The organism is Chryseobacterium jejuense (assembly GCF_900100075.1).
Taxonomy (GTDB): domain Bacteria; phylum Bacteroidota; class Bacteroidia; order Flavobacteriales; family Weeksellaceae; genus Chryseobacterium; species Chryseobacterium jejuense.
The window spans coordinates 486,510-507,566 of record NZ_FNEG01000003.1; the positions used below are offsets into that span (position 1 = coordinate 486,510).

The 21,057-nt window shown below is 34.3% G+C and carries 25 protein-coding genes; 9 read left to right on the forward strand and 16 right to left on the reverse strand.

What is annotated here, in order from left to right:
• Positions 1–8: 8 nt before the first annotated feature.
• The 5 genes from BLS98_RS11370 to BLS98_RS11385 form a co-directional block, all read right to left on the reverse strand.
• Positions 9–335: an ArsR/SmtB family transcription factor gene (locus tag BLS98_RS11370; protein ID WP_045496974.1), complete on the reverse strand. Its 327-nt coding sequence runs from the start codon at positions 333–335 to the stop codon at positions 9–11.
• A gap of 185 nt (positions 336–520) precedes the next feature.
• A complete protein-coding gene (locus BLS98_RS23660) occupies positions 521–643 on the reverse strand; it encodes a hypothetical protein (RefSeq protein ID WP_262487349.1) in 123 nt (40 codons plus the stop codon).
• 239 nt (positions 644–882) lie between these two features.
• Entirely contained in the window at positions 883–1,635 is a 753-nt protein-coding gene (locus BLS98_RS11375) for a hypothetical protein (protein WP_089736553.1), read from the reverse strand.
• Positions 1,636–2,229: 594 nt separating this feature from the next.
• The gene (locus BLS98_RS11380) at positions 2,230–2,700 is read right to left on the reverse strand and encodes a DUF6265 family protein (protein WP_089736554.1); all 471 of its coding nucleotides are present in this window, start codon (positions 2,698–2,700) and stop codon (positions 2,230–2,232) included.
• Positions 2,701–2,765: 65 nt separating this feature from the next.
• Positions 2,766–3,578 carry a helix-turn-helix transcriptional regulator gene (locus BLS98_RS11385; RefSeq protein WP_089736555.1) on the reverse strand — a complete coding sequence of 271 codons (813 nt, stop codon included), beginning with the start codon at positions 3,576–3,578 and terminating at the stop codon, positions 2,766–2,768.
• Positions 3,579–3,729: 151 nt separating this feature from the next.
• On the opposite strand from BLS98_RS11385, the gene BLS98_RS11390 reads away from it, so the two are divergent.
• A complete protein-coding gene (locus BLS98_RS11390; protein ID WP_089736557.1) occupies positions 3,730–4,512 on the forward strand; it encodes a YdcF family protein in 783 nt (260 codons plus the stop codon).
• Positions 4,513–4,601: 89 nt separating this feature from the next.
• Here BLS98_RS11390 and BLS98_RS11395 read toward each other — a convergent pair whose 3' ends face one another.
• Entirely contained in the window at positions 4,602–5,471 is an 870-nt protein-coding gene (locus tag BLS98_RS11395) for a DMT family transporter (protein WP_089736559.1), read from the reverse strand.
• Between the two features lie 210 nt (positions 5,472–5,681).
• Positions 5,682–6,077, reverse strand: a complete 396-nt coding sequence (locus BLS98_RS11400) for a VOC family protein (protein ID WP_089736560.1) — start codon at positions 6,075–6,077, stop codon at positions 5,682–5,684.
• A 154-nt stretch (positions 6,078–6,231) separates the two neighbouring features.
• Between BLS98_RS11400 and BLS98_RS11405 the strand changes: the two genes are divergently transcribed.
• The 4 genes from BLS98_RS11405 (at position 6,232) to BLS98_RS11420 (ending at position 9,820) form a co-directional block, all read left to right on the forward strand.
• The gene (locus BLS98_RS11405) at positions 6,232–6,774 is read left to right on the forward strand and encodes a hypothetical protein (protein ID WP_089736562.1); all 543 of its coding nucleotides are present in this window, start codon (positions 6,232–6,234) and stop codon (positions 6,772–6,774) included.
• 3 nt (positions 6,775–6,777) lie between these two features.
• Complete coding sequence (locus BLS98_RS11410; protein WP_089736563.1) at positions 6,778–7,365, forward strand: hypothetical protein; 588 nt, start codon at positions 6,778–6,780, stop codon at positions 7,363–7,365.
• Between the two features lie 981 nt (positions 7,366–8,346).
• Entirely contained in the window at positions 8,347–9,075 is a 729-nt protein-coding gene (locus BLS98_RS11415; RefSeq protein WP_089736565.1) for a hypothetical protein, read from the forward strand.
• Positions 9,076–9,091: 16 nt separating this feature from the next.
• Positions 9,092–9,820 (forward strand): hypothetical protein, encoded by a 729-nt coding sequence (locus BLS98_RS11420; protein WP_089736567.1) that lies wholly within the window; start codon positions 9,092–9,094, stop codon positions 9,818–9,820.
• A 288-nt stretch (positions 9,821–10,108) separates the two neighbouring features.
• On the opposite strand, the gene BLS98_RS11425 is transcribed toward BLS98_RS11420, so the two are convergent.
• The 5 genes from BLS98_RS11425 to BLS98_RS11445 form a co-directional block, all read right to left on the reverse strand.
• A complete protein-coding gene (locus BLS98_RS11425; RefSeq protein ID WP_089736568.1) occupies positions 10,109–10,546 on the reverse strand; it encodes a hypothetical protein in 438 nt (145 codons plus the stop codon).
• Between the two features lie 84 nt (positions 10,547–10,630).
• The gene (locus BLS98_RS11430; RefSeq protein ID WP_089736570.1) at positions 10,631–10,963 is read right to left on the reverse strand and encodes a hypothetical protein; all 333 of its coding nucleotides are present in this window, start codon (positions 10,961–10,963) and stop codon (positions 10,631–10,633) included.
• Between the two features lie 16 nt (positions 10,964–10,979).
• Positions 10,980–11,393: a hypothetical protein gene (locus BLS98_RS11435; RefSeq protein WP_089736572.1), complete on the reverse strand. Its 414-nt coding sequence runs from the start codon at positions 11,391–11,393 to the stop codon at positions 10,980–10,982.
• Between the two features lie 38 nt (positions 11,394–11,431).
• The gene (locus BLS98_RS11440; RefSeq protein WP_139166104.1) at positions 11,432–13,141 is read right to left on the reverse strand and encodes a leucine-rich repeat domain-containing protein; all 1,710 of its coding nucleotides are present in this window, start codon (positions 13,139–13,141) and stop codon (positions 11,432–11,434) included.
• Positions 13,142–13,720: 579 nt separating this feature from the next.
• Positions 13,721–15,202, reverse strand: coding sequence for a BspA family leucine-rich repeat surface protein (locus BLS98_RS11445; RefSeq protein WP_089736576.1), 1,482 nt, complete (start codon positions 15,200–15,202; stop codon positions 13,721–13,723).
• A 358-nt stretch (positions 15,203–15,560) separates the two neighbouring features.
• On the opposite strand from BLS98_RS11445, the gene BLS98_RS11450 reads away from it, so the two are divergent.
• Together BLS98_RS11450 and BLS98_RS11455 are read left to right on the forward strand one after the other, a co-directional pair.
• Complete coding sequence (locus BLS98_RS11450; protein ID WP_089736578.1) at positions 15,561–16,139, forward strand: Crp/Fnr family transcriptional regulator; 579 nt, start codon at positions 15,561–15,563, stop codon at positions 16,137–16,139.
• 60 nt (positions 16,140–16,199) lie between these two features.
• Positions 16,200–16,622 carry a GNAT family N-acetyltransferase gene (locus BLS98_RS11455; RefSeq protein ID WP_089736579.1) on the forward strand — a complete coding sequence of 141 codons (423 nt, stop codon included), beginning with the start codon at positions 16,200–16,202 and terminating at the stop codon, positions 16,620–16,622.
• Between the two features lie 99 nt (positions 16,623–16,721).
• Here BLS98_RS11455 and BLS98_RS11460 read toward each other — a convergent pair whose 3' ends face one another.
• The 4 genes from BLS98_RS11460 to msrB all read right to left on the reverse strand — a co-directional run bounded on the left by BLS98_RS11460 (position 16,722) and on the right by msrB (position 19,563).
• Positions 16,722–17,537: a ferritin-like domain-containing protein gene (locus BLS98_RS11460; RefSeq protein WP_089736581.1), complete on the reverse strand. Its 816-nt coding sequence runs from the start codon at positions 17,535–17,537 to the stop codon at positions 16,722–16,724.
• A 25-nt stretch (positions 17,538–17,562) separates the two neighbouring features.
• Positions 17,563–18,276, reverse strand: coding sequence for a ferritin-like domain-containing protein (locus BLS98_RS11465; protein WP_089736584.1), 714 nt, complete (start codon positions 18,274–18,276; stop codon positions 17,563–17,565).
• A gap of 82 nt (positions 18,277–18,358) precedes the next feature.
• A complete protein-coding gene (locus BLS98_RS11470) occupies positions 18,359–18,928 on the reverse strand; it encodes a fasciclin domain-containing protein (RefSeq protein ID WP_089736827.1) in 570 nt (189 codons plus the stop codon).
• A 113-nt stretch (positions 18,929–19,041) separates the two neighbouring features.
• Positions 19,042–19,563: a peptide-methionine (R)-S-oxide reductase MsrB gene (gene msrB / locus BLS98_RS11475; RefSeq protein ID WP_089736586.1), complete on the reverse strand. Its 522-nt coding sequence runs from the start codon at positions 19,561–19,563 to the stop codon at positions 19,042–19,044.
• A 90-nt stretch (positions 19,564–19,653) separates the two neighbouring features.
• On the opposite strand from msrB, the gene BLS98_RS11480 reads away from it, so the two are divergent.
• Both BLS98_RS11480 and BLS98_RS11485 read left to right on the forward strand, forming a co-directional pair.
• A complete protein-coding gene (locus BLS98_RS11480; protein WP_228425167.1) occupies positions 19,654–20,223 on the forward strand; it encodes an RNA polymerase sigma factor in 570 nt (189 codons plus the stop codon).
• Position 20,224: 1 nt separating this feature from the next.
• Positions 20,225–21,031, forward strand: a complete 807-nt coding sequence (locus tag BLS98_RS11485) for an anti-sigma factor (protein ID WP_089736587.1) — start codon at positions 20,225–20,227, stop codon at positions 21,029–21,031.
• Positions 21,032–21,057: the final 26 nt, after the last annotated feature.

A 21,057-nucleotide genomic window follows, 5' to 3' on the forward strand; every position in this document is an offset into this window, starting at 1 on the left:
ACCGCGCATCACGCATTTTTATCCTGATATGCTTTCATCACACTTTCCAGCTTATTGAATTTCTCATCCCACATTTTGCGGAATGGCTCTATAAAATCGGCTATTTCTTTCATTTTATTGGGATTAAGGTGGTAAGTAATTTCACGGCCGTTTTGTTCAGATCTCAACAGTTCGCATTCTGTAAGGATCTGAAGATGCTTGGAAACGGTAGGTCTTGCGGTATCGAAATTGGAAGCAATGGCTCCTGCAGTCATAGATTGTGCAGCCACCAGCATCAATATAGATCTTCTGGTTGGGTCTGCAATGGCCTGAAAAACATCTCTTCTTAAATTCATTGTGTAGTTATTTGACTACAAATATATGTGTAGTTATTTAGCTACGCAAATTTTTTTAGAAAAAATATTATTTACTTAATTAAAAAATCCTTTGTAATATTTCTACAAAGGATTAAAATCTTTTCAGTATTCTATTCATTTATTCTTGGAATAAATTGTTTTATTATTCCAGACATAATCACCTGTTAGATGGATGTGTCTTCCTGAAGAGCATTTTCCTGAGCCAGCCTACATGCAATTTCCATCTGATCTTCCAGCTGTTTAATTTTTTCATTTAAATATTGAGTTGCATCCAAAGATATATCCAATGGAAATTTGTTCTCATCCTTTATTGCCGAAAATAAGTCCTCGGGTATAAGATAGTCCTCAAAATCTTTATACTGGCGTGATCCCTGTACCCATATATCTCCCGAACGCAGATGGTTCTTCAGTTCAGAGAATACACAGAGTTCATAAAACTTTCTATCTGTCCCATTTTCTGTAAATACCAGTTCTTCCCATCTTTTTCTTATAAAGCTTCCGGGAGTTTTTTTGTAGAAGAAAATTATTATAGATTCAATAGAGAGTTTATAACCAGAGAGGAATTTGCCGAATTTCCAGAATAAGTTACAGTTCCTACCCGTACTACGTAACTACTATCAAGATAGGCCTCTTTTGCAAATAATTTAATGGTATAAGTGTGTCCTTTAACAATATCGACTGGGATTAAACTCGGACTTGCTGCTGCATTGGACCCCTGATTAGAAACAACCAAGACTGGTGAAATTAATATAGTTCCTTTTTGCACAATTGAGGTTGTCGTATCTGTCACCTGAACTTCACAATATGTATTGGAAACCTTTGGATTAGTATTATTGCCCATTGTGGAATAAACAATATAATTTAAAAATATATTTCCATCAGAAGGTGCTGTGTAAGTAGTACTAAGTTGTGTAATTTCTTGCAGCGTACTTGTCATCACTAAATTGGAACTGGTTTGTTTAAATTCTACAAAGTCATAAACCTTTCCTGTCGGGTTGAATTGCTTGGGAATCTTTATCCAGGTTCCATCTAAAAAATAGTAAAGACCTTTTCCTTGAACAAGGTTTGCATTTGTATTCCACACAAATAACCCTTCTGCTGGATTTAGTATCGTGGTGATATCAGTTATGGATTGCAAAGATACTCTCGGAAAAAGGACCCCTTTATTTTGACTTGTAATATCCAAGACAGCAGATGGGACAGGCGTTGTTGTATTTATTCCGACTTGAGAATATCCCAAAACAGAAAAAAAAACGGGTAAAAATAATATTTTTTTCATTTATGATTTTTCCTTAAAAATACTAAAATTTATATAGCTTTTCAACTTATTACAGGAAAAATTTAGTGAGACACTACCATTTTTCTATTTTTCATATTTGAATTTTTTGGTAGCTTGTAAAGGCGATAAAGTGCTGGTGACGGTTCGGAGGAACCAGATTATTTTAGAAAAAGAGATGAACTATGAAGAAGGGTAAACAAAACTGTGTATCTACAAAAAAATATTATTTGCTACGAATGCATGAATAAGATATTTTGCAAGATTTTGTTATGGTAAAAAAGAAACCTCTTTTGTAAATTTCATAAGATATAATCTGAATATACTTTAAGATCAACGAATCCTTTTTATTAGTGCATTCGTGGCAAAAAAATCTGCGAAATCTGTGTGATTTGCAGGAGCTATCCTGGAAAGGTAGTATACTGTTGACGCAAAGTTTTAAGATGGTGGCTGTATTATTTTTAGGGAGCTAAGAGTGGGCAAGTGAACTTGCCTGATGAAGGTGAGTGGATAGGGTTTCGGCGGCCGGAGGCCGCCGAAACGTATTATTCTGAAAAATACTGATGCAAAAAATGGATTGTATTCTAATAAAAGGAATTATTTTATTTTCTTCATCGGAAATGCCTGTCTTGCCATTTTCCCATTCATAAGGCCTGAGATTTCTGCAAATAAAGAATCTTTACGGATCTTTTTATAGGTAATCGTTTGAGGGAAGTCATTCTGCCGGTTTTCAAATACCAATGAAGTGGAAGTTGAGTTAGGAGTTGAAATAAAATCGACAGGCTGTTCATCATGTTGACCTTTTACAGATACAATATAATGTAGCTTTTTGTCTTTTTCTACAAGGCGTACAGACTCAAAGTGAATGGTATCTTTATTCTTTAAATAATAGCTTTCTCCGTGAAATTCGGTATCATTTTTTTTGATCCATGTTTCATAGAGGCTTCCTTTGGGCGTTTTGGTTTCCCATGTTCCGAGAAGCCATTCCAGTTTGTGGATTTCACTGGGTTGCGTCCAGCTGCCTATAATCAATAGTCCAATGATAGCGGGAATTAGTTTTGTTTTCATGTTGCTTATTTTATATCAATCAAAATTCATGATAAATAAGTCTTTATAATTGTAAAAATGCGACATCAGGAATCTTTTTTGTAAAATAACGAAGACATCTGAAGATGATCGCCATAAAACTCTTTGGGGGTAAAGCCCGTAAATTCTTTAAAATCCTTGGTAAAATGAGCCTGATCGTAATACTCGGCATCGTGAGCAAGGGCTGTAAGACTGGTATATTCTTTATGAATAAGCTGTTTAAGGGCCGATTGAAGTCTTATGGTTTTAGAAAGTTGTTTAGGGCTCATCCCAATAGCTGAAGAGAACCTGCGTTCTAACTGTCTGCGGTTGATACTGGTTTGCTGGGATAATTCATTTACGGAGATGTGTCCGTTTACATTTAGGAGTATATCAATGGTAGACTGTACAATCCTGTCGATGGTTTCAGGATTCAGTCTTTCCCGCAGGAAGCTTTCTACATGGGTTATTTTCTCCTGAACTGTTGTAGAATGGAATACCTTTTCACCCAATTCAGCTCCGGCAGTTCCAAACAAATCTTCAAGTGGAATGGCTTTATCATCCATCTCTTTTATAGGAAGGGTAGCAAACGGAATAAAACCGTCATGATGAAAACGAACGGAAAAAATCCCGGTAACTCCTGTGGGCTCAATTTTTAAAGGCTCGGTAAGTTGTCCGAAAACACAATTTCTTGGCTGTACAACAGCTTCGCCATCAATATATTGTTTGTAGAGATCTCCGTAATGAAAAATCATTTCCATACAACCATCAGGAACAATGGTTTGCGATTGTGGAACATCTTCTTTTGGGTTGTCCAGTGTCCAATAACATTTGATAAAGGGAGCCAGTTCCGGCTGGGGCTCGAATGTTTGATAATCCATTGTAATCTATATTCTGATGTATAAAAATATCAAATAAAAAATGAAATCACTTCAAACAACTCTTGAAATATATCGAGAAAAGCAGGAGTCATGAAATAACCTTATCTTTGAAAATCCAATGTTTTCTTAGCATTAATCAATACTATCATCGATGAAATTTTTACTGGACTTTTTATTTCGTGTTTTACAGCTTTTTACAGAACCTTATTTTTTAGTATTTCTTGCAATAGTTATCATTGCTCTGTTGAAAAGAAAGAATAAATGTAAAAATCTGAGAATAGGAGTTTTTATAGTAACAGTTATCATGGTGATTCTTATAGGCAACGGTTTTCTGGGTAAGCTAATCTCCGGATATTTGCAGAAAAGTTACATCAGGATTTCAGAAATAAAGAATACATCTGCTCAGAATCCCATTATTGTAGTATTGGGTGGCGGGGTTGTAGATATTGATAATACAGAGAAATTGCATACCATGTCTTATTCCAGAATGGTTACTGCTTATCAATTGTATCATGAATACAGGAGAAATAATCAGCCTTGTAAAATATTAATCTCAGGAAAAGGAAGAGGACATATAAGCGAAGCAGAATTATTCAGTGAGGATTTTAAAAAGATGGGAGTGCCAGATTCTGATATTATTAAAGAGGACAAGAGTATGAATACCTATCAGAATGCAAAATTCTCAAGTCAGATAATAAACAGGATGAATCCCTCTAGCTTATATCTGGTTACTTCGGGGTTTCATATGAAAAGATCTGTTGCGCTGTTTCAAACCTTTGGGTTAAAACCTATTCCGCAGGCCTCAGATTTTATAGATACCGAAATCACTATATTTCCGAATAGCTATAATGCTGCATTTACATTTGTTATGCTTAAAGAGGTAGTGGGAATATGGCAGGTGCAGTTATATAATATCTTTGGAATGAATAAATAGTATTCTTTAATACCCACCAAACAAAGACCGGACACTTGAGCTATCTTAAGTGTCCGGTCTTGTTTAAATAAAACTGTGTAAGCTATTTATTATTTCACTTTCTTAATAGAAATTAAGGTCTGTAAAACTACAGAAGCAACAATAAACATCAATCCTATATAAAACGAAAGGTTAACCTCTTTGCTTTCTCCGAAAAATAAAAAAGCCATAATAATTGCATATATAGGCTCCAGATTGAAAGTTAAATTAATCGTAAATGCCGAAATTTTCTTTAAAACCTCTGCAAATATCACATAAAGCCCTACAGTACAGAAAAGCGATAAAAGCCCCAAATAAGCAGTGTCTTTTAATCCTGGAACTATGCTATCTGCTTTGAAATAGAGGAGATATATGGGCAAAATTGCTCCGAGGCATACAGTGCCGGAAAGCATTTGATAGTAATTGATAACAACGCTGTCAAAACGATGAACCAGGCGTTCATTATAAATAGTATAAAGTGCTGCAACAGCAGAAGAAACAACTCCCAGAATAATTCCTAACTGATAAGAGGTATCAAAATGAAAAATAAGAGCGATTCCTAAAAGCGTCAAAGTACTGAGTCCCAATTCTGATATTTTGAATTTTTCTTTATCAATAATCGGCTTAAAGAGAGCTGTAAAGAAACTGGTTAGACAATAACATACAACCCCAATGGATATATTGGAATACTTAATACTGGCATAAAAAAGAATCCAATGCAAAGTAATAAGAAGCCCCACTTGTGCGATTTTCATTTTGTCTTTTCCTGAAGCGATATGGGGAATTTTGAATAATTTTAGAATAAAAAACAGAATAATACTGGAGAACAGAACCCTGTACCATGTTAAAAGTCCTTCATTAAGCGATATGATTTTTCCGAATACTCCGGTAAACCCTGCCAAAATTACGGCAAGATGTAATAATAAATATGATTTTTTCATTGAAAATGAACTGTAGAATTTTGAATTAATATTTTTTGTTAGGATCTAAAGCACAAAAAAACGGGCTGTTAATCTTTTTTAACAGCAAAACGATGCTTCAAATCAATTTTGAAAATATTAAGGTACCGGTGGAGGCAAACAGTTCGATCGGTTCATAAAAATGTATTGAAAAACAAATTTAAGAAAATAGATCAATAAATCCGAATTTTCCTACATTTTAAAGACATTAAATTTATGTCCATCCGGGTCTGCAAACACAAATCCATAGTAATTATTTCCAAAACTTTCAGGGTCTGAGACAATGGTTCCACCTGCTTTTTTAACTTCTGAAGCCCATTGATCTACCTGATCGTTATTTTCGGCAGATAGGGTGAATATGATTTCATTGGAAGTTTGAGAATCACCGAAGGAAACACCTTTTACATTCGTTTCCAGTATATTTTTCAGAAAGAAATGAATAACAAAATTATTTTCTCCGAAAAAGAAGCTTACTAACTCATTAGAAGTGTGAGGATTGTTGGGAGTACATCCTATAGCTTCATAAAACTTTTGGGTGCGTTCCAGATTGGCAACCGCCAAATTGGCCCAGATCATTTTAGGTTTCATATATTTTATTTTTTGGTTAGCGTAAAATTAGTTTCTTTTAAAAAGATAAAGGTTGCCATGTGACAAGATTTTGTATTTTTAATGAAGAAAAACTAATAGGAAAGAGGTTTACCGTAGAGTAATTTAACATAATATTTCAATAGATAGTATAACGATGAAATTGAGAAATGAAATAGAACCGGATTTTGAAACCGCTGAAAAACGATATCCGGAAGTCTTAAAGCTTATTTTAGACTATACAGAATGGTGTGATGAACATGGTGATGAAGATTCCAGTGAGTATAAGAAGCTGGAAGATAAGCTTCATACCATGACTGGAAAAGAAATGTCCCGGTTTAATCTTTGGGAATGGTGGGAAGGAGAGGGAGCAGAGTATCTGTCTTTTAATATTAGTTTACCTGATCCACAAAGGATTGAGGGTATAACAAAGGACGAATTGGCTGAAATTGTAAGGCGAATGAGTACTTTTGAGATTCCAGATCCTAATGACCAGTCTTTTAAAGGAATGTTTTATAACTATATATGTTCAGGAAGCGATTATTTTCTGGATTTTTTGAAGATGAATTTCAAAGGTTATCATATTAAACTGTTTCAGTCTTATAAAGATAAAGACGGTAATTATTATGAATACAGTCAGGAAGAAATTACAGATACATTATGGAAAGGTGGACGAAACCATAATACAGTAAAAAAATAACAGATGAACGAGAGTATTATAAAGAAAATCATAGCCTTAGGTGGAAATACTGATTCAGTAAGCGCTGATAAAAGTTTTGTTGAAAACTGGCAAAACATCAGGTTTACTCATTATTTGTATGACAAGGATTGGGATGTTTATGGAATTGACCAATTTTATGAATCTAATAAAGAACTGTACCATAACCATCAGGAAAAATTCTATGAGACTCTGCTGATACACTATTTTTCAGCTCATGATTCAGCGTATGGGCAGTATTTTGTGAAAGATTGGATGTTTACACCTTTTAAGGAAGGCTCAGAAGATCAGCAGGAATTTGATGATTTAATTGATGAAGAGTATGTACAGGAAGTGGTAGGAATTTCTAAACCAGAGTTTATGTGCATTTTGTATTTCTATGGATATCCGGATCATTATTTCGTATGCACAGAAGATCCGGATCAATCTAATCCAACAGTGTACAGCACAGACCATGAAGTGTATTTTGACGAACTTGAAAATGAAGGAAACTTTGAAGGCTTTCTGGACCGGTTTATGACAAAGGAAGAGTTCCGCGAAGTCGTTGCAGAATATTTGCAAAATAGAGACTAGTAAGGATGCTGGAAGCTGGATGAGGGAAGTTATTGGAAGTTTAAAGGAAAAGCTTATCTATACATCAATTTAACATAATATAAAGATTGCTGTCTATAATTATTTAAAAGCCTTAAAAATCGATTCTACGGAAATAAAAAATTATTTAAGGGGAATATCAGGTACTGAAGGTGTTCTATAGATCGCTTAAAAAAGATTATATGTGTTGACAAGCGGTCGAACTTTTTCATCGGCTGCAGATTTTGCCAATGCTTTTAAATTTTATAAGGCAGGAAAAATGATAGGCTCAGAAGCAGGTAGATTTATTATTTCGTTTAAAAAAGTTATAGAAAGACAATTACTGAATTCAAAATTATTCCTGAACCATTATCTACAATAGATTTCAATATCGAGGCTACAGAGAATGACAGACATGATGTAATGCCTGATTTTCAGGCTAAGCCTGAAAAATCTCTGAAATATATGCTAGAGAAGCTTATAAAGGGCTTCTAATACTCTTTTTTGTTAGATTATATTTTTTCCTATAATTTATATTATGTTAAATTGTAAATATTGCATACTTTCTCATTCAAGAAATTCTCCTCTTTATAATTCACTATCATTAAGATGTTTTAGTTTGTACCTAATCCTCCTGTTTTTCAATAATGACAATGATGTTTATATATCATTATTACTTTCATATAGATAAAAATAAATTATATATATTTAAAATATATGTGATATATAATGTTTTTTATTGCTAATAATTTGGTTAAATTTTAATTAATCAATAGATTTGTATTAAACTTACACAATGAAAAAGAATTATCATTATCCCGGCCTTGGGATGCATCTGAATAAATCCATTTCCAGAAAATACTGAAGAATCCTTTATATCTTGTTATTAATAACATATACTAACAAGATGAAGAACATGAGCCTGTCTCCTGATATATGTTCTATCTAAACACAAACTAAAAACTTCCTTTAAATAAAAGAATTATGAAAAAAAGAATTTCGACTCTTGGTCTCTTTATCTCTGTAATGAGTTTTGCTCAGGTAGGAATCAATACAACCAACCCCCAAACTGTACTTCATGTAGACGGGGCTAAAGACAATGCTGCAACCGGTGCCCCTACCGCCGCACAACAGCTCAATGATTTTGTTGTTACTTCAACTGGTAATGTAGGGATTGGGACTACAGCTCCTCAAAAGAAACTTGATATTAATGCCAATAATGCAAGTTTGAGAATTACAAACCTTCCTGAGCAGATTTCTAATGATCAGGATTTTCTGACAATTAATAACGTGAATGGTGATGTGGTAGCTGCAAGATATGTCTATACAACTACTATCACCATACAGGCAGGAACCAACGGTACTGTTACCATCCCTGCCAGCGCAAGTATTCCTAATGGTATGCTCGTGATAAAATCCAATAATACATGTGGAGTTAATATGATTACGAATTTTATTTATTCCGATATTTCGTTGGGTTATGCAACTGCTATTGCAGGAAGCGTAGTGGGTTCTTCTACAATTGCACCCATTCCAAGTGGTGGCTCTGGTTCTGGGGTATGGTCGGTTAAGTTTTCAGGGGTTGCAACATGTGGTTCAGGGACAGGTACTCAATTTGATTATACAGTATCCAAACCATCAGCAAGCAGCTATCTGATTGTCAATAATGGAAACGTAGACCGAACTTATACATTAACTATTTTCCGTCTTTAATTTAAAAAATTAAATTATGAAGAAATTATTTATAATACTTTACGGACTTTTCTTTACTGCTGGCTATGCCCAGTTGGGGATTAATACGACAAGTGTGCAGGGAGTATTTCAGGTAGACGGAGGAAAAGACAATCCTGTTTCAGGCAGCCCTTCAGCGGCACAACAGCGCAATGACTTTATCACCACATCAGCCGGAAATGTAGGGATTGGGAAAACCAACCCCCAAAGAAAATTAGATATAGAAGCGGATAACCAACCACTCAACATTCAGAATTTATTGCATCAGATACCTGCAGATCATAATATCCTTGTAAGAGATGAAATAACCGGAGATGTTGTTTCAGCAAAGTACAGCTATTCTGTAAACAGTGCCAGCATACCTGCCGGTTCCAGCAGTACTGTGACGATACCATCTACCATTAATATACCTACCGGAATACTTATTATCAGGGCGGGTAATGCTTGTGGAAGAACGATGATTTCTACTTATATTTACTCGGGTATGTCATTGGGGCATCAAAGTTCAGTAGCAAGAGATAAAATGGGAGTTATTACCAATTCTCCAGGAGGTGCCGGTGCATCGGTAAGCTGGGGGGTGAAATTTCCCAACGTACTCGGCTGTGCAGATGGAGGAAACGCAACCCAGTTTGATTATACTCTGGTAAAGACTGCGTCAGATACGTATACAATTACCAATAACGGAAATATTGCCAAATCATACGTGGTTACAGTATTCAGACTATAAACCTTACTTTAAGAAATATACAGATAAATGCCGGAATTTTCGTTCCGGCATTTATTCAATATAAAATGTATTGGGCACTCTCCTATCTTATTCTAAATATATTTTGATACATTAAATATATAGAAAGAATAAGTTCTAGATGATCATAGTCAGAGACTTTTCTACATATTGGTTGAAGAAAATTCAATCATAATAATTAAGCCCCAAAGTCTCTGACTCTGGGGCTTAATGTATATACAATTAGCTATTTGATAAACCTATTGTTAAATAAAATTGCTTATTTCTTAATTATTTTAGTGAAAACTGTATTTCCTTTTTCTGCTGCTGATAATCTGATAATCTGTCTTGAATATTATTTTCGCTGAATACTGGATATGCAACAAGATGATAATGAAAATCTAATGAGCAGTTAACGAAAGTTTTATCAAACGAAAAATATCCTTTCTTTGCATAAAAAATAAAATCTCTCAGATACATCTCTTTATCAAACTTTTTAAAATCCAGTTCCCGATCTCCTAATTTTAAGATTTTATCCAGATTTGGATTAATTTTGTAATCATAATCTGCAATACATGTTGATTTTCGAAGATTTATTTTGGTTTCAGCATGTTGAGGATCATTAAATATTTCATCCCGAACATACCCACCAGCAGTTGCCAGATGTATTTTTCCCCATAAAGAATCAGTTAAAAACAGATCTAAATCATAGGCAGATGAAATATTCATATGTGAAGATTTTTCCAATGTCTTTATAAGCTTAGTTTCTTGTAAGTTTAAAATCTATTAAAGGAAAATATATGCTCATCTCTCCTATTTTCTTTGATTTAATTCTTTGATTTTTCTGTCACATACTTCGTTTTCTTTTTGGAGGTGCCTTTCAATCTCTGCTTTAAACAACTCCAGTCCATTTTCAATAATAACCAATGGTTTAGCATTAAGTTTATGCTTGATCGTATACTCAATTACGGCTTTTACTACCTGAGGTACTGCAAAGTACAAGTATCTGTTTTCAAAATAACTTTTGATGATACAATTCGGACTTTGGCCTGTTTCAATGTACAGACAGTTATTCGACTCTTTTCTCCAGTAATATTCAGTTTGATTTACATTGATGATTCTGCGTTTTTTCTTTGGAATGGCCATCTAATTTAATATTTTCTTAATGGTTTTTGTTTAGATTATTTTTTTGTATCTCTTTAAGCAGTACCTGTTTCTCTGTTTCATTCAGATTATTGTTGTTTCCATTCAATGCATATTGAATTTGATGTATATCTTGTTTACACCACTCTATCATTCGGATAATTCCACTTTTAGTAATGATTCCTTTGCTGTCTTCAAATTTGGGTGGTGATGATAAAAAAACTAGCTGGATATAATCTTTCAAAGCTAGAACTAATTTACGATCGTCTTCTTCTTGCTGTAATCCATATTTTATAAAATGAGTTTGGTCTGAGCATACCGCTTTAATCTGTATTCCATCAAATGTTGTCTGGTCATATTCATCAAATACCCACCACAGATATTCTTTACCGCCAACAGTAACTCTATTTTTATTTTTTTTGCTTATTGCCATCGTTTTTGTAAATTTTTATTGATTTACATTACCTATTTCTAATCAATACTTATTTGAAAAGTCTCAGCATTCCTAATTAGTATTTCTGGTTTGCTGAGCTGGCCTTCAATATCTTCTTTTCTCTTATTATTACCCCAAATAAATACTTCACGGAGTTTCGGTAATTTATTCAAAGGAGTGAAATCTGTGATATTACCAAGGTCAAAAGCCAATTGTTCCAGGTTTTTAAGATTTTCTATGCCTTCAAGACTTTTAATGTCATTATTTTCCAGATTGAGCTTTTTTAAACTGGTAAGCCTTTTCAATTTAGATAAACTGGAAACTCTACACTCAGTAAGATCTACTTCCTCAAGGCTTGGCAGATTTTCAAAAGAAATGATGTCATCAAAATTAATATAATCGAATACAATAATTTTTAATTTTTTTAATCCGTTAATGGCTATTTTTTGGTCAGACCAAAGGTTCAGTTCAAGTTTTTCCAGGTTGGGAAACTTTTCCAGTGAAGCCACTTCGTAATTTCTTGGAACATGTAAATCTAATATCTTTACCTGCTTCAGTTCAGGGAATTTATTGATCACTTCTCCTTTTATTACTAGCTTTTCCAATGAAGTCAAAGCTGTTAAACCTTCCAGATCACCATTATCATCCAGCTCAAGCGTTTTTAGAGATTTCAGATGGCTTATTCCTGTAAAATAAACATCATCATTTGAATCCAAATGCAATTTTTCCACATTTTTCAGGTGCTGTAAGTCCAGCGTTATGGGTCTTTCAATTTTCCGGTTTTGTTGATAAATATTAAGATAAAGATCTTTAAGGGATTCAATAGACAGAATATCCTGCGCAAGCTCAATAGACTTGGCAGAAGTATGAAGCTGTTCCAACACCGTAAAGTGCTTTAATTCACCAATATTACGAACGGCACTCGTCTCGTAAATATTTATTTCTTTTAAATGCCCTTTCAATGGCAAAAGTTTTTTCAGGGCTATATAGGGAGGTCTATTGTAATCTCCTGAGACTGTTATTTTTTCCAGTTTCGTAAAATAGCTGAATGCCTTCTGATTTCTAACCTTTGCCCTATTAAAGTCAACCTCCTGAATTTTTGGAGCTACTAAAACATAATCTTCCAGATCTATTGAACATTTATTAAAATCTAAACTGTATAATATCGGAAAATCCTTTAAAATATGGGTATTAGTAAGATGATAACCGTCTACAATAAGGGCTGGTACGTATGGGGCGATTGATGCCAGAAGCTCTGTGTTAAAGTCTGGTATTACCCAATCTTTATTCACATTATAATCTACCATTCGTTCTGGTACTATCATTATAAATTCAAATTCAAATTGTTTTCCATCATGATCCGGATCCGGGAGACTGAGATCATTAACTTGTAAAGGAGGATGCAGATAAAGCCTTTTTACAGAGGAAAACTTATGAATATTTTTCAAACTCTCTACTTCGCAGTTGAGTAAACTTATAGAATGTAAGCTGGTAGAAATAGGTAAAAAGGAATCAAGATCATTAACTTTCAAATTTTGAAATTGTATAATAGTACTTCTTTTATCTGGTTTTCCCTGATATTGAATCCCGTTTTTCGAATCAATGATACTGGTATTATCAATAGTAAGGGAATATAAATCAGGCAGGAGGTTTAATTCGCTTATATTGTTGACTTCACAATTGATAAATGAAATATATTCAAGACGGTTAGAAATAGGTAAGAAAAAACCAGGATGCGGAACACTCATATTTTCTAAAGTCAAGAATTGAAAATTATGATATGTTTCCTTAACTTTTACTATTTCCGGGTTAAATCCTTCATCGGGAACTGTACATTTATTCAGTGTTAGAGATTGCAATTTTATTTTGTCTAAACCCTGTATATCATTAATAGAACATTCTATTAATGTCAAGTAGCGGAGTGTTTCAAAAATAGGTTCAAGTGCTGAGAAATTTTCAAAATGTAAATGAGAAAGGCATAATTTACTTAGGGAGGAAGTGTAGGAGTTGCCCCTCAATTCGGCTCCCCACTCCAAGTTCTCTAATTTAATATTGAGAGCATTCTCCAATTTGCTGACAATAGTATTAATATCACTCATTTTTTAATTATTGCTAACGGATGGTCTTTGTTTTTTTGTTAAAAATAGTTAAATATATAGAAATAGTAAGTTCTTGCCAACGAGAGTCAGAGACTTTTCTACAAATTAGCTGGATTTGCAATAAAATAAGTTATAAAGAAAGATCTATTATAACAATTAAGCCCCAAAGTCATAGACTTTGGGGCTTAACATATACAGTAAACTTATTGTTAAATTAAAGGGAATAGTTTATTTCTTAATTATTTTAGTGAAAACTGTATTTCTTTTTAATAAGTAATTCCCAGATGGAAACTCAGTAAGGTCAACACGGTTGTTTCCTTTATTTAAAATCAGGTTTTTAATGATTTTACCTGTAATGTCATATAAATAAGCGTTTTCGTTTGCAGTAGACTCAATGGTTATCACTCCTGTTGTCGGATTTGGATAAGCTGGAGTTTTCATTTGTTTTGACGTTTCTGCTGTTGATAAGTTACCATTGCAGCTCGGGTTATAAGAGTCTCCATTAATGGTAAAACCTTTGTTGGTCAATTGAGCTCTTGCCATAATAGCTTGCGGTGTAGAATAAGTTAATCCTGCCGCTTCTATGACTCCAATTGCGGATCCTAAGTTTGATAATGTAGGATTATTGCTGAGAGCAATTAGAAATTTATTATAATTAACACATGATAAACCAGAATTGTTAAATCCAAAATACACATAGGCCGAAGGAACATTTTGAAACTTAATATTCCAGGTAGAAATGTCCTGATTAAAAGCCGAAGCGCCATTAAACATCATAAAACCATAAGCACCTCCAATTTTACTAACATCCCAGTTTCCAATAGGCTGATTAAATGATGATGCATTGGTAAACATTTGATCAAAATTTACTACTTTACTGGTGTTCCAATTATTAAGAGGCTGATTAAAGGATTTAGCATTAGAGAACATATAACGGAAATTCGTCGCATTGCTTGTATTCCATGAATTCAATGGTTGGTTGAAGGCTACCGCATCCTGGAACATGGAAATGAAATTAGTTCCGGACGAGGTATTCCAGGCAGAAATATTTTGATTAAAAGCAGATGCGTAAGAAAACATATCCCGAAAATCTGTTACTTTTGCTGTATTCCAGGTGCCAATAGGCTGATTAAACAATTTTGCCTTGCTAAACATACTGTTCATATTCGTAATGTTGCTTGTGTTCCAGTTAGCAAATGAAGGATTACCAACCAAAGACGGACAGTTTAAGAACATTTGTGATAGATTGTTTATTTGTGTCAGATTAGGAGCATCAGTAGCGGTTACATCAAGGTTTGAACAGTTTGAAAACCCTTGATCAAATTGCTGGAGCCAAAGAATATCTCCCCATTGGCTCACTTCGAAGAGTTCCGGATTTCCACCAGGGTTACCTTTAAATCCATAAAATAATCCATTACCATTGGATGTCTTTACTTTGTAGGTTGCCTGGATAGGATTTGGGTTTAAAGAAGTTCCAAAAGAAATAATTGTAAAAATATTGCTATTGGAGGTAACGGAAAGAGTTCCGTTATGTTGAGGATAGCCTACTTCTTCCCAGCTAATGGTGTAGTTGGTTCCGGTGCCACCAAAAGATATCGCATTATCGATGGTTCCATTTACATTAGGTTTCCATAAAGTAATAAATTCATTCTGTGCATAAGAAATGAAAAATAGAAAAAGAAAAATGATTACTAGTTGTTTTTTGTACATAATTTAAAATAATAATTTAAGGTTAAAATTGGGTTTGATAAGGTTGTAACTTCCCGGGGTTCTGTATCTTATCTCTAATACAAAGATATAGACGCATAGCGACAAAACGTGTCGTATTATAATGAACTGAACATTTTTTTTTAATATTTTTTCAAATAATATTTAATTTTATTTATCTGGAAATCAACACTTTGTGTTTTTGTTATCTTGCATGGACATCTGTGAACATCTGAGTCGTCTGTATGAGAGAATATTTGAAGATTTTTAGCGTATTTTAGCTCTAGTTTTGGTTATATTTTAAAATCTATTCAGGATAAAATGTATCTTGTACTCTCCTATTGTTATTCTGTACTATAATATGCTGTTAGAAAAATTATTCAAGGAATTTGATGTAGATATTCATACATTCAATTCAGCTGATTCTGAGCTTTTTGACCAATATTTTGAACATATTTTGGTTAAAAAAAACACTTTCCTCATCCAGGAAGGCGAATTGGAAAAATACAGTTATTTCATTTTCAGTGGAATCGCCCGCTGCTGGACACTCAATCACAAAGGAGAAGAACAGACGTTCTGGTTTTGCAAGGAAGGTACTTTCTCATTATCCAACATTTCCTTTACTTTGCAGGAACGGTCGACTTTTAATGTGCAAACCATTACAGATTGTGAGATATATAGGATTGATTATCAGCAGGCAGAAAGACTCTATAAAGCAATTTCAGGGTTAAAACCAGTTTTTGAAGACCTAACTGCCAGATTGTTGAATAAGCTTCTCAACCGAAATATAGACTTGATAAAATACACTCCAGAGCAATATTACCTGAAAATGATGGCAGAATATGGCAGTGATTTCAATTGTATTCCTTTAAAAGATATTGCTTCTTATTTAGGAATTACTCCACAGGCTCTTAGCAGAATACGCAAACGTATTTTTTAACTTAGGTTCAGTGTTGGATATGGATAAATACAGACTTTTGCACCATAAAAAATTACAATTATGATTAGAGCAATTACAGCAGCAGATTACTCACAACTGATGAAAATCTGGGAAAGTGCCGTACTCAATACCCACGATTTTTTGAAAGAAGAAGATTTTAAGTATTATAAAGAGCAAATTCCCGGTTATTTTGAGCATGTTATTTTAGCAGGATTTGAGGCAGATGGTATCTTAGTTGGATTCATGGGCGTTGCAGAAGGAAATCTTGAGATGCTGTTTATTCATAATGATTATCGTGGGCAAGGAATTGGTAAAAAACTCATCCAATACGGAACAGATCATTTACAAGTAACAAAAGTAGACGTGAATGAACAAAACATACAGGCCGTTGAATTTTACAAACATATCGGATTTAATGTGCTGGGCAGATCAGAATTAGACGGACAAGGGAAAGAATATCCTATTTTACATATGGGATTATAATTCTATTGAAATAACTTATTATAGTCAAAAAGCATCCCGTGGGGATGCTTTTGAATTTTTGTGCTCTTGTAGATTGATATATCTAAGATTTCAATAACTCTATACAATAAATAATGAGGCAATAGCCTGTGCATCACTTCCGCTCAAAATTTCATCATAGGCTGCAGATCCGGCAGCGACTCCAAATGCGGTTCCTGTGTTATATCCGGCCTGATTAACGTTATCTTCACCTGCATAGACAGGATTAGTAGCTGATGGCATATTTCCTCCATTAGCAAGTTCAATCCAGCCTTTATTGGCCCTCATTCTCCTAACCTGTGAAGCATGTCTTGCTTCCACAGAATGAATCTGCAAGGCCGCTTGAAGAACAACTTTATTGGACATAACATTTCCAGCCTGCCCTTTATAAGCTCTCACGCCCGTATCTTCAAAAGCCTGTGAGAGAATAAGAAATTGGTTGTAATCGGTAAATGGAGAGAAATTACCATTCGCAGTAAAATCAAAAGTTGGTTTGCTGCCAGGAGTGACTCCCAGAGAAGTAAGGGTACTTTTCAGAAAACTGACATGGGCAGATTCATGCTTGGAAATTTGCATAAAAACTGTTCTGTCTGCATTGGGAATTAATCCTGAGGTGGATAATCCTATAGCGTAATATTCGTTTTCAAGGTATTCAAGTACCAGAGCGAGTTGCAAAGCGTCTGTTAAAGTGCTTTTAAGAGCAGTTCCGGTAATCTTTGTATTTACTGTTTCTGCTTTTGCCGACGTTGTCATTAAGGCTCCTAATCCCAGAGGAACAGCGGCTACAGCTGTTTTTTTTCCTAGTAAGGATATATTTGTAATGGTTTCCAATCGGGATGCTTCCGTGGTGAAAAATTTATCATGAGAAAGCTTATCTAATAATTTAAGAATGTTCATAATACAAGTTTTTGAAGATGAATAATTAATTAATACCTCTTTCTTTCCATGTAAAGCGGGTTTTTATAAACCCTCCTGCTGCCATTACAATATCCTTCGGTTCTTTAGCAAGGTCAAGACCATTCGCGTCGATCACATCATCTCCGGAAAAATCAGCGGATCCGGGATTGATAAGATTTCTGATTGCAGAAGCATGTCTGGCTTCTACGGAAACTATTTTTCCTGCAATTACAAGATAATCAGGATTGGTTATGTACTTTCCGGCACCGTTATAAGCGGCTACACCAGTATCTTCCAGTGCTTTTGCAGTGGCAAGTACAGAATTTCGGTCATTAAAATTTACATTAGGGTACTGAAAGTCAAGTTTTGGAAGTACATTTTGGGTAGCACCGCTGATGGCTGCTTTAAAAAAGTCCCGGTGGATTACCTCATGATGGTAAAGATCAGTGAAAACCTCTTTTTCAATACTCGAAATTCCGGTATAAAAATTATTTACTACTTTGGTGTAAAAATCAGCTTCCAATTGTTCTAGAGCATAGGCATAATTTAAAATTCCTACATCTCCGGTTCCTAAATCAAAGATTTTGCTGTTATCCATCATCTGAAAGTCATCATCATCGTTACAGCCTATCATGGTGAGCCCGGCAATTGCCAGTCCCACACCGCTTAGCTTTAAAAAGTTTCTTCTGCCTGTATCAAGAGTTGCCCCCTGATTAGAAACATGAATCATTTTTTTCATAATATTAATTTTTGAAGTGTTGGATAAATAATCAAAAGAAAAAACAGCACACTGAAAATATGCTGCTTAGACCCTATGTTTACTACGGCATAAGAACCGTATCTATTACGTGAATAACCCCGTTAGACTGATTCACGTCTGCAATGGTTACTTTAGCACTGTTTCCTTTCGCATCTTTTATATAAAGATCTTTTCCTTTCGTCCAGAAAGTAAGTTCCTCGCCCTGTACTGTTTTCATCATGCTTTTTCCGTTTCCAGCTTTCACTGCGGCCCAGATTTCTTTAGCACTGTATCTTCCAGGTAGAACATGATAGGTAAGTATGCTTGTAAGCATCGTTTTATTTTCGGGTTTCACCAGGGTTTCTACTGTCCCTTTTGGAAGTTTTGCAAATGCTGCATCTGTAGGTGCCAGCACGGTAAAAGGTCCTTTACCCTCCAGTGTTTCTACCAATCCTGCTGCTTTTACGGCAGCTACTAAAGTTTTATGATCTTTAGAATTGACGGCATTTTCAATAATGTTTTTAGATGGATACATAGGAGCACCTCCTACCATTACTGTTTTTTCTTTCATCATCTGTGCAGTTACCTTCCCACTAAATGCAAATGATAAAGCTACCATTGCTAAAACTGTGATTTTTGACTGTGTGTTCATTGTAATGTTTTTTAATGAATTATTATTAATTTGTGTTCTTAATGTCATTTACGAGTTTGGTTTTGTTTTAGATTGAAAAAAGATGAAATATTTTGTAAATGACATGTAATCAGTTATTTAATTTTGTTGTTAGGAGTGAAATCAAGACAAATAGAGTTCATACAGAATCTTTTTCCGGTGGGTTTGGGGCCATCATCGAAAATATGGCCAAGATGAGAATTACATCTTCCGCATAAGACCTCTGTTCGTACCATTTGGTAAGAAGTATCTTTTTTGTATTTCACACTGTTTTTACGGATGGGTTGGTAAAACGATGGCCATCCACAGGTGGTAGCAAATTTTGAAGTGGAAAGAAATAATGGGTTTCCACATACAGCACAGTAATACGTTCCTTTTTCATCAAGTTCATCATATTTTCCTGTAAAGGCTGTTTCTGTTGCTCCTTCTCTAGCTACCTGGTACAGTTCAGGCTTCAAAATCTTCTTCCATTCAGAGTTATCTACATTCAGTATATTCTCTGCGGTGTTGGAGTAGTAAGGATTCCGGATTCTGAAATGATCGGTTTGTGCTTTATATTTCCCGGCAGTAATTGTTATGATACCGATTAAAACGATTTTTGATAGTAAGTTTTTCATATTTAATAATTTTTAAATATTGTCTTAAAATCATTTACGAAATAAAAGATTATTTGGATTTTGTTTGATGTATGTATTATTTTATTACATTTGAGCAGAAAAATAAAAATTATTAAAACAACCTATTCTGAAGAAGAACTTATCGTTTTATTAAAAGAAAAAAACGAAAACGGGTTTCATTATCTGTATGATCACTATTCCGGTGCATTGTATGGAATTGTTCTTCGTATTGTTCAGTCTAAAGAATATGCTGAAGAAGTAATTCAGGATGTTTTTGTTAAAATTTGGAATTCTATTCATCAGTATGATGCCTCTAAAGGGAGATTTTATACCTGGATCATTAATATTGCCAGAAACACTGCTATAGATTATCTAAAATCTAAAGGATTTCAAAACGAGCTTAAAAACCAACCCCTTCCCGATTTCGTATATAATAGTACAGAACTTTCAACAGTCAATAATTCAGTTGATTATATTGGATTTGACAATGTTCTTGAAAATCTGGAAGTTGATAAACAGGAACTCATCAATCTTTCATATTATCAGGGATATACCCAGCATGAGATTTCTGAAAAGCTGAAGATACCGCTTGGGACAGTAAAAACAAAAATGCGGAATGCATTAATGAAATTAAAGGACTTGTTAAAAGATTATCAATAAATTGAACACTAAAGAATACATATCATCCGGAATTATAGAATCTTATATTCTAGGTCATGCTTCTCCTGAGGAAGCAGGCATTTTGGAGTGTGTGATGAAGAACAATGCTGAAGTAAAAGCCGCTTATGAAGAGGCCCAAAAAACGTTGGAAGATCTTGCTACAGTACAGGCTGTAACACCTCCAAGTGATTTGAAGTCTAAAATTTGGGACAAAATTCAGATGGAACAGAATGTAGAAGAAGAAAAGCCATTTTCTCCGAAAATTTCTGTTACGCCTTCTCTGGAAGTGCCTGAAATTAAAAAGAATACTCCTTGGAAAACTTTAGGTATTGCTGCTTCTGTTTTATTTTTAGCAAGTGTTGCCGGAAATCTTTTTTGGGTCAGTAAGCAATCTGAAGTACAAAAAGAAATGGCAGTAATGAAGACTGAGAAACAATCTCAGGATTTGGCCATGCAGAAGATGAACCAGAAAATAACCATGTTTTCTAACCCTGATATGCAAATGGTCATGTTAAATGGTGTAGAAAATCATAAGGATGCTAAGGCAATGGTTTTCTGGGATAAAAAAACAAAAGAAGTTTACCTTAATGCAGAAAAATTACCTAAGGCTCCTACAGGAATGCAGTATCAGCTTTGGGCTATAGAAGACGGAAAACCCGTAAATGCTGGAATGTATTCGGAAGATAAAGACAGCCAGATTGCATTGGCCAGTATTTCAAAAGCACAGGCTTTTGCAATTACTTTGGAAAAAGAAGGAGGAAGTTCTGTTCCAACAATGGAGAATATGTTTGTAATGGGAGAAATATAAAGAAATAGATTAGAATTAGTAATATT

Excerpts from the sequence above, each read along its gene's own strand:
- BLS98_RS11470 (WP_089736827.1), bottom strand. The coding sequence starts at position 18,928 with ATGAACACACAGTCAAAAATCACAGTTTTAGCAATGGTAGCTTTATCA.
- BLS98_RS11395 (WP_089736559.1), bottom strand. The coding sequence starts at position 5,471 with ATGAAAAAATCATATTTATTATTACATCTTGCCGTAATTTTGGCAGGG.
- BLS98_RS11465 (WP_089736584.1), bottom strand. The coding sequence starts at position 18,276 with ATGAAAAAAATGATTCATGTTTCTAATCAGGGGGCAACTCTTGATACA.
- BLS98_RS11420 (WP_089736567.1), top strand. The coding sequence starts at position 9,092 with ATGAAGAAATTATTTATAATACTTTACGGACTTTTCTTTACTGCTGGC.
- msrB (WP_089736586.1), bottom strand. The coding sequence starts at position 19,563 with ATGAAAAACTTACTATCAAAAATCGTTTTAATCGGTATCATAACAATT.
- BLS98_RS11435 (WP_089736572.1), bottom strand. The coding sequence starts at position 11,393 with ATGGCAATAAGCAAAAAAAATAAAAATAGAGTTACTGTTGGCGGTAAA.
- BLS98_RS11375 (WP_089736553.1), bottom strand. The coding sequence starts at position 1,635 with ATGAAAAAAATATTATTTTTACCCGTTTTTTTTTCTGTTTTGGGATAT.
- BLS98_RS11410 (WP_089736563.1), top strand. The coding sequence starts at position 6,778 with ATGAACGAGAGTATTATAAAGAAAATCATAGCCTTAGGTGGAAATACT.
- BLS98_RS11415 (WP_089736565.1), top strand. The coding sequence starts at position 8,347 with ATGAAAAAAAGAATTTCGACTCTTGGTCTCTTTATCTCTGTAATGAGT.
- BLS98_RS11405 (WP_089736562.1), top strand. The coding sequence starts at position 6,232 with ATGAAATTGAGAAATGAAATAGAACCGGATTTTGAAACCGCTGAAAAA.
- BLS98_RS11430 (WP_089736570.1), bottom strand. The coding sequence starts at position 10,963 with ATGGCCATTCCAAAGAAAAAACGCAGAATCATCAATGTAAATCAAACT.
- BLS98_RS11460 (WP_089736581.1), bottom strand. The coding sequence starts at position 17,537 with ATGAACATTCTTAAATTATTAGATAAGCTTTCTCATGATAAATTTTTC.
- BLS98_RS11425 (WP_089736568.1), bottom strand. The coding sequence starts at position 10,546 with ATGAATATTTCATCTGCCTATGATTTAGATCTGTTTTTAACTGATTCT.
- BLS98_RS11400 (WP_089736560.1), bottom strand. The coding sequence starts at position 6,077 with ATGAAACCTAAAATGATCTGGGCCAATTTGGCGGTTGCCAATCTGGAA.
- BLS98_RS11390 (WP_089736557.1), top strand. The coding sequence starts at position 3,730 with ATGAAATTTTTACTGGACTTTTTATTTCGTGTTTTACAGCTTTTTACA.
- BLS98_RS11445 (WP_089736576.1), bottom strand. The coding sequence starts at position 15,202 with ATGTACAAAAAACAACTAGTAATCATTTTTCTTTTTCTATTTTTCATT.
- BLS98_RS11440 (WP_139166104.1), bottom strand. The coding sequence starts at position 13,141 with ATGAGTGTTCCGCATCCTGGTTTTTTCTTACCTATTTCTAACCGTCTT.
- BLS98_RS11370 (WP_045496974.1), bottom strand. The coding sequence starts at position 335 with ATGAATTTAAGAAGAGATGTTTTTCAGGCCATTGCAGACCCAACCAGA.
- BLS98_RS11380 (WP_089736554.1), bottom strand. The coding sequence starts at position 2,700 with ATGAAAACAAAACTAATTCCCGCTATCATTGGACTATTGATTATAGGC.
- BLS98_RS11455 (WP_089736579.1), top strand. The coding sequence starts at position 16,200 with ATGATTAGAGCAATTACAGCAGCAGATTACTCACAACTGATGAAAATC.
- BLS98_RS11385 (WP_089736555.1), bottom strand. The coding sequence starts at position 3,578 with ATGGATTATCAAACATTCGAGCCCCAGCCGGAACTGGCTCCCTTTATC.
- BLS98_RS11450 (WP_089736578.1), top strand. The coding sequence starts at position 15,561 with ATGCTGTTAGAAAAATTATTCAAGGAATTTGATGTAGATATTCATACA.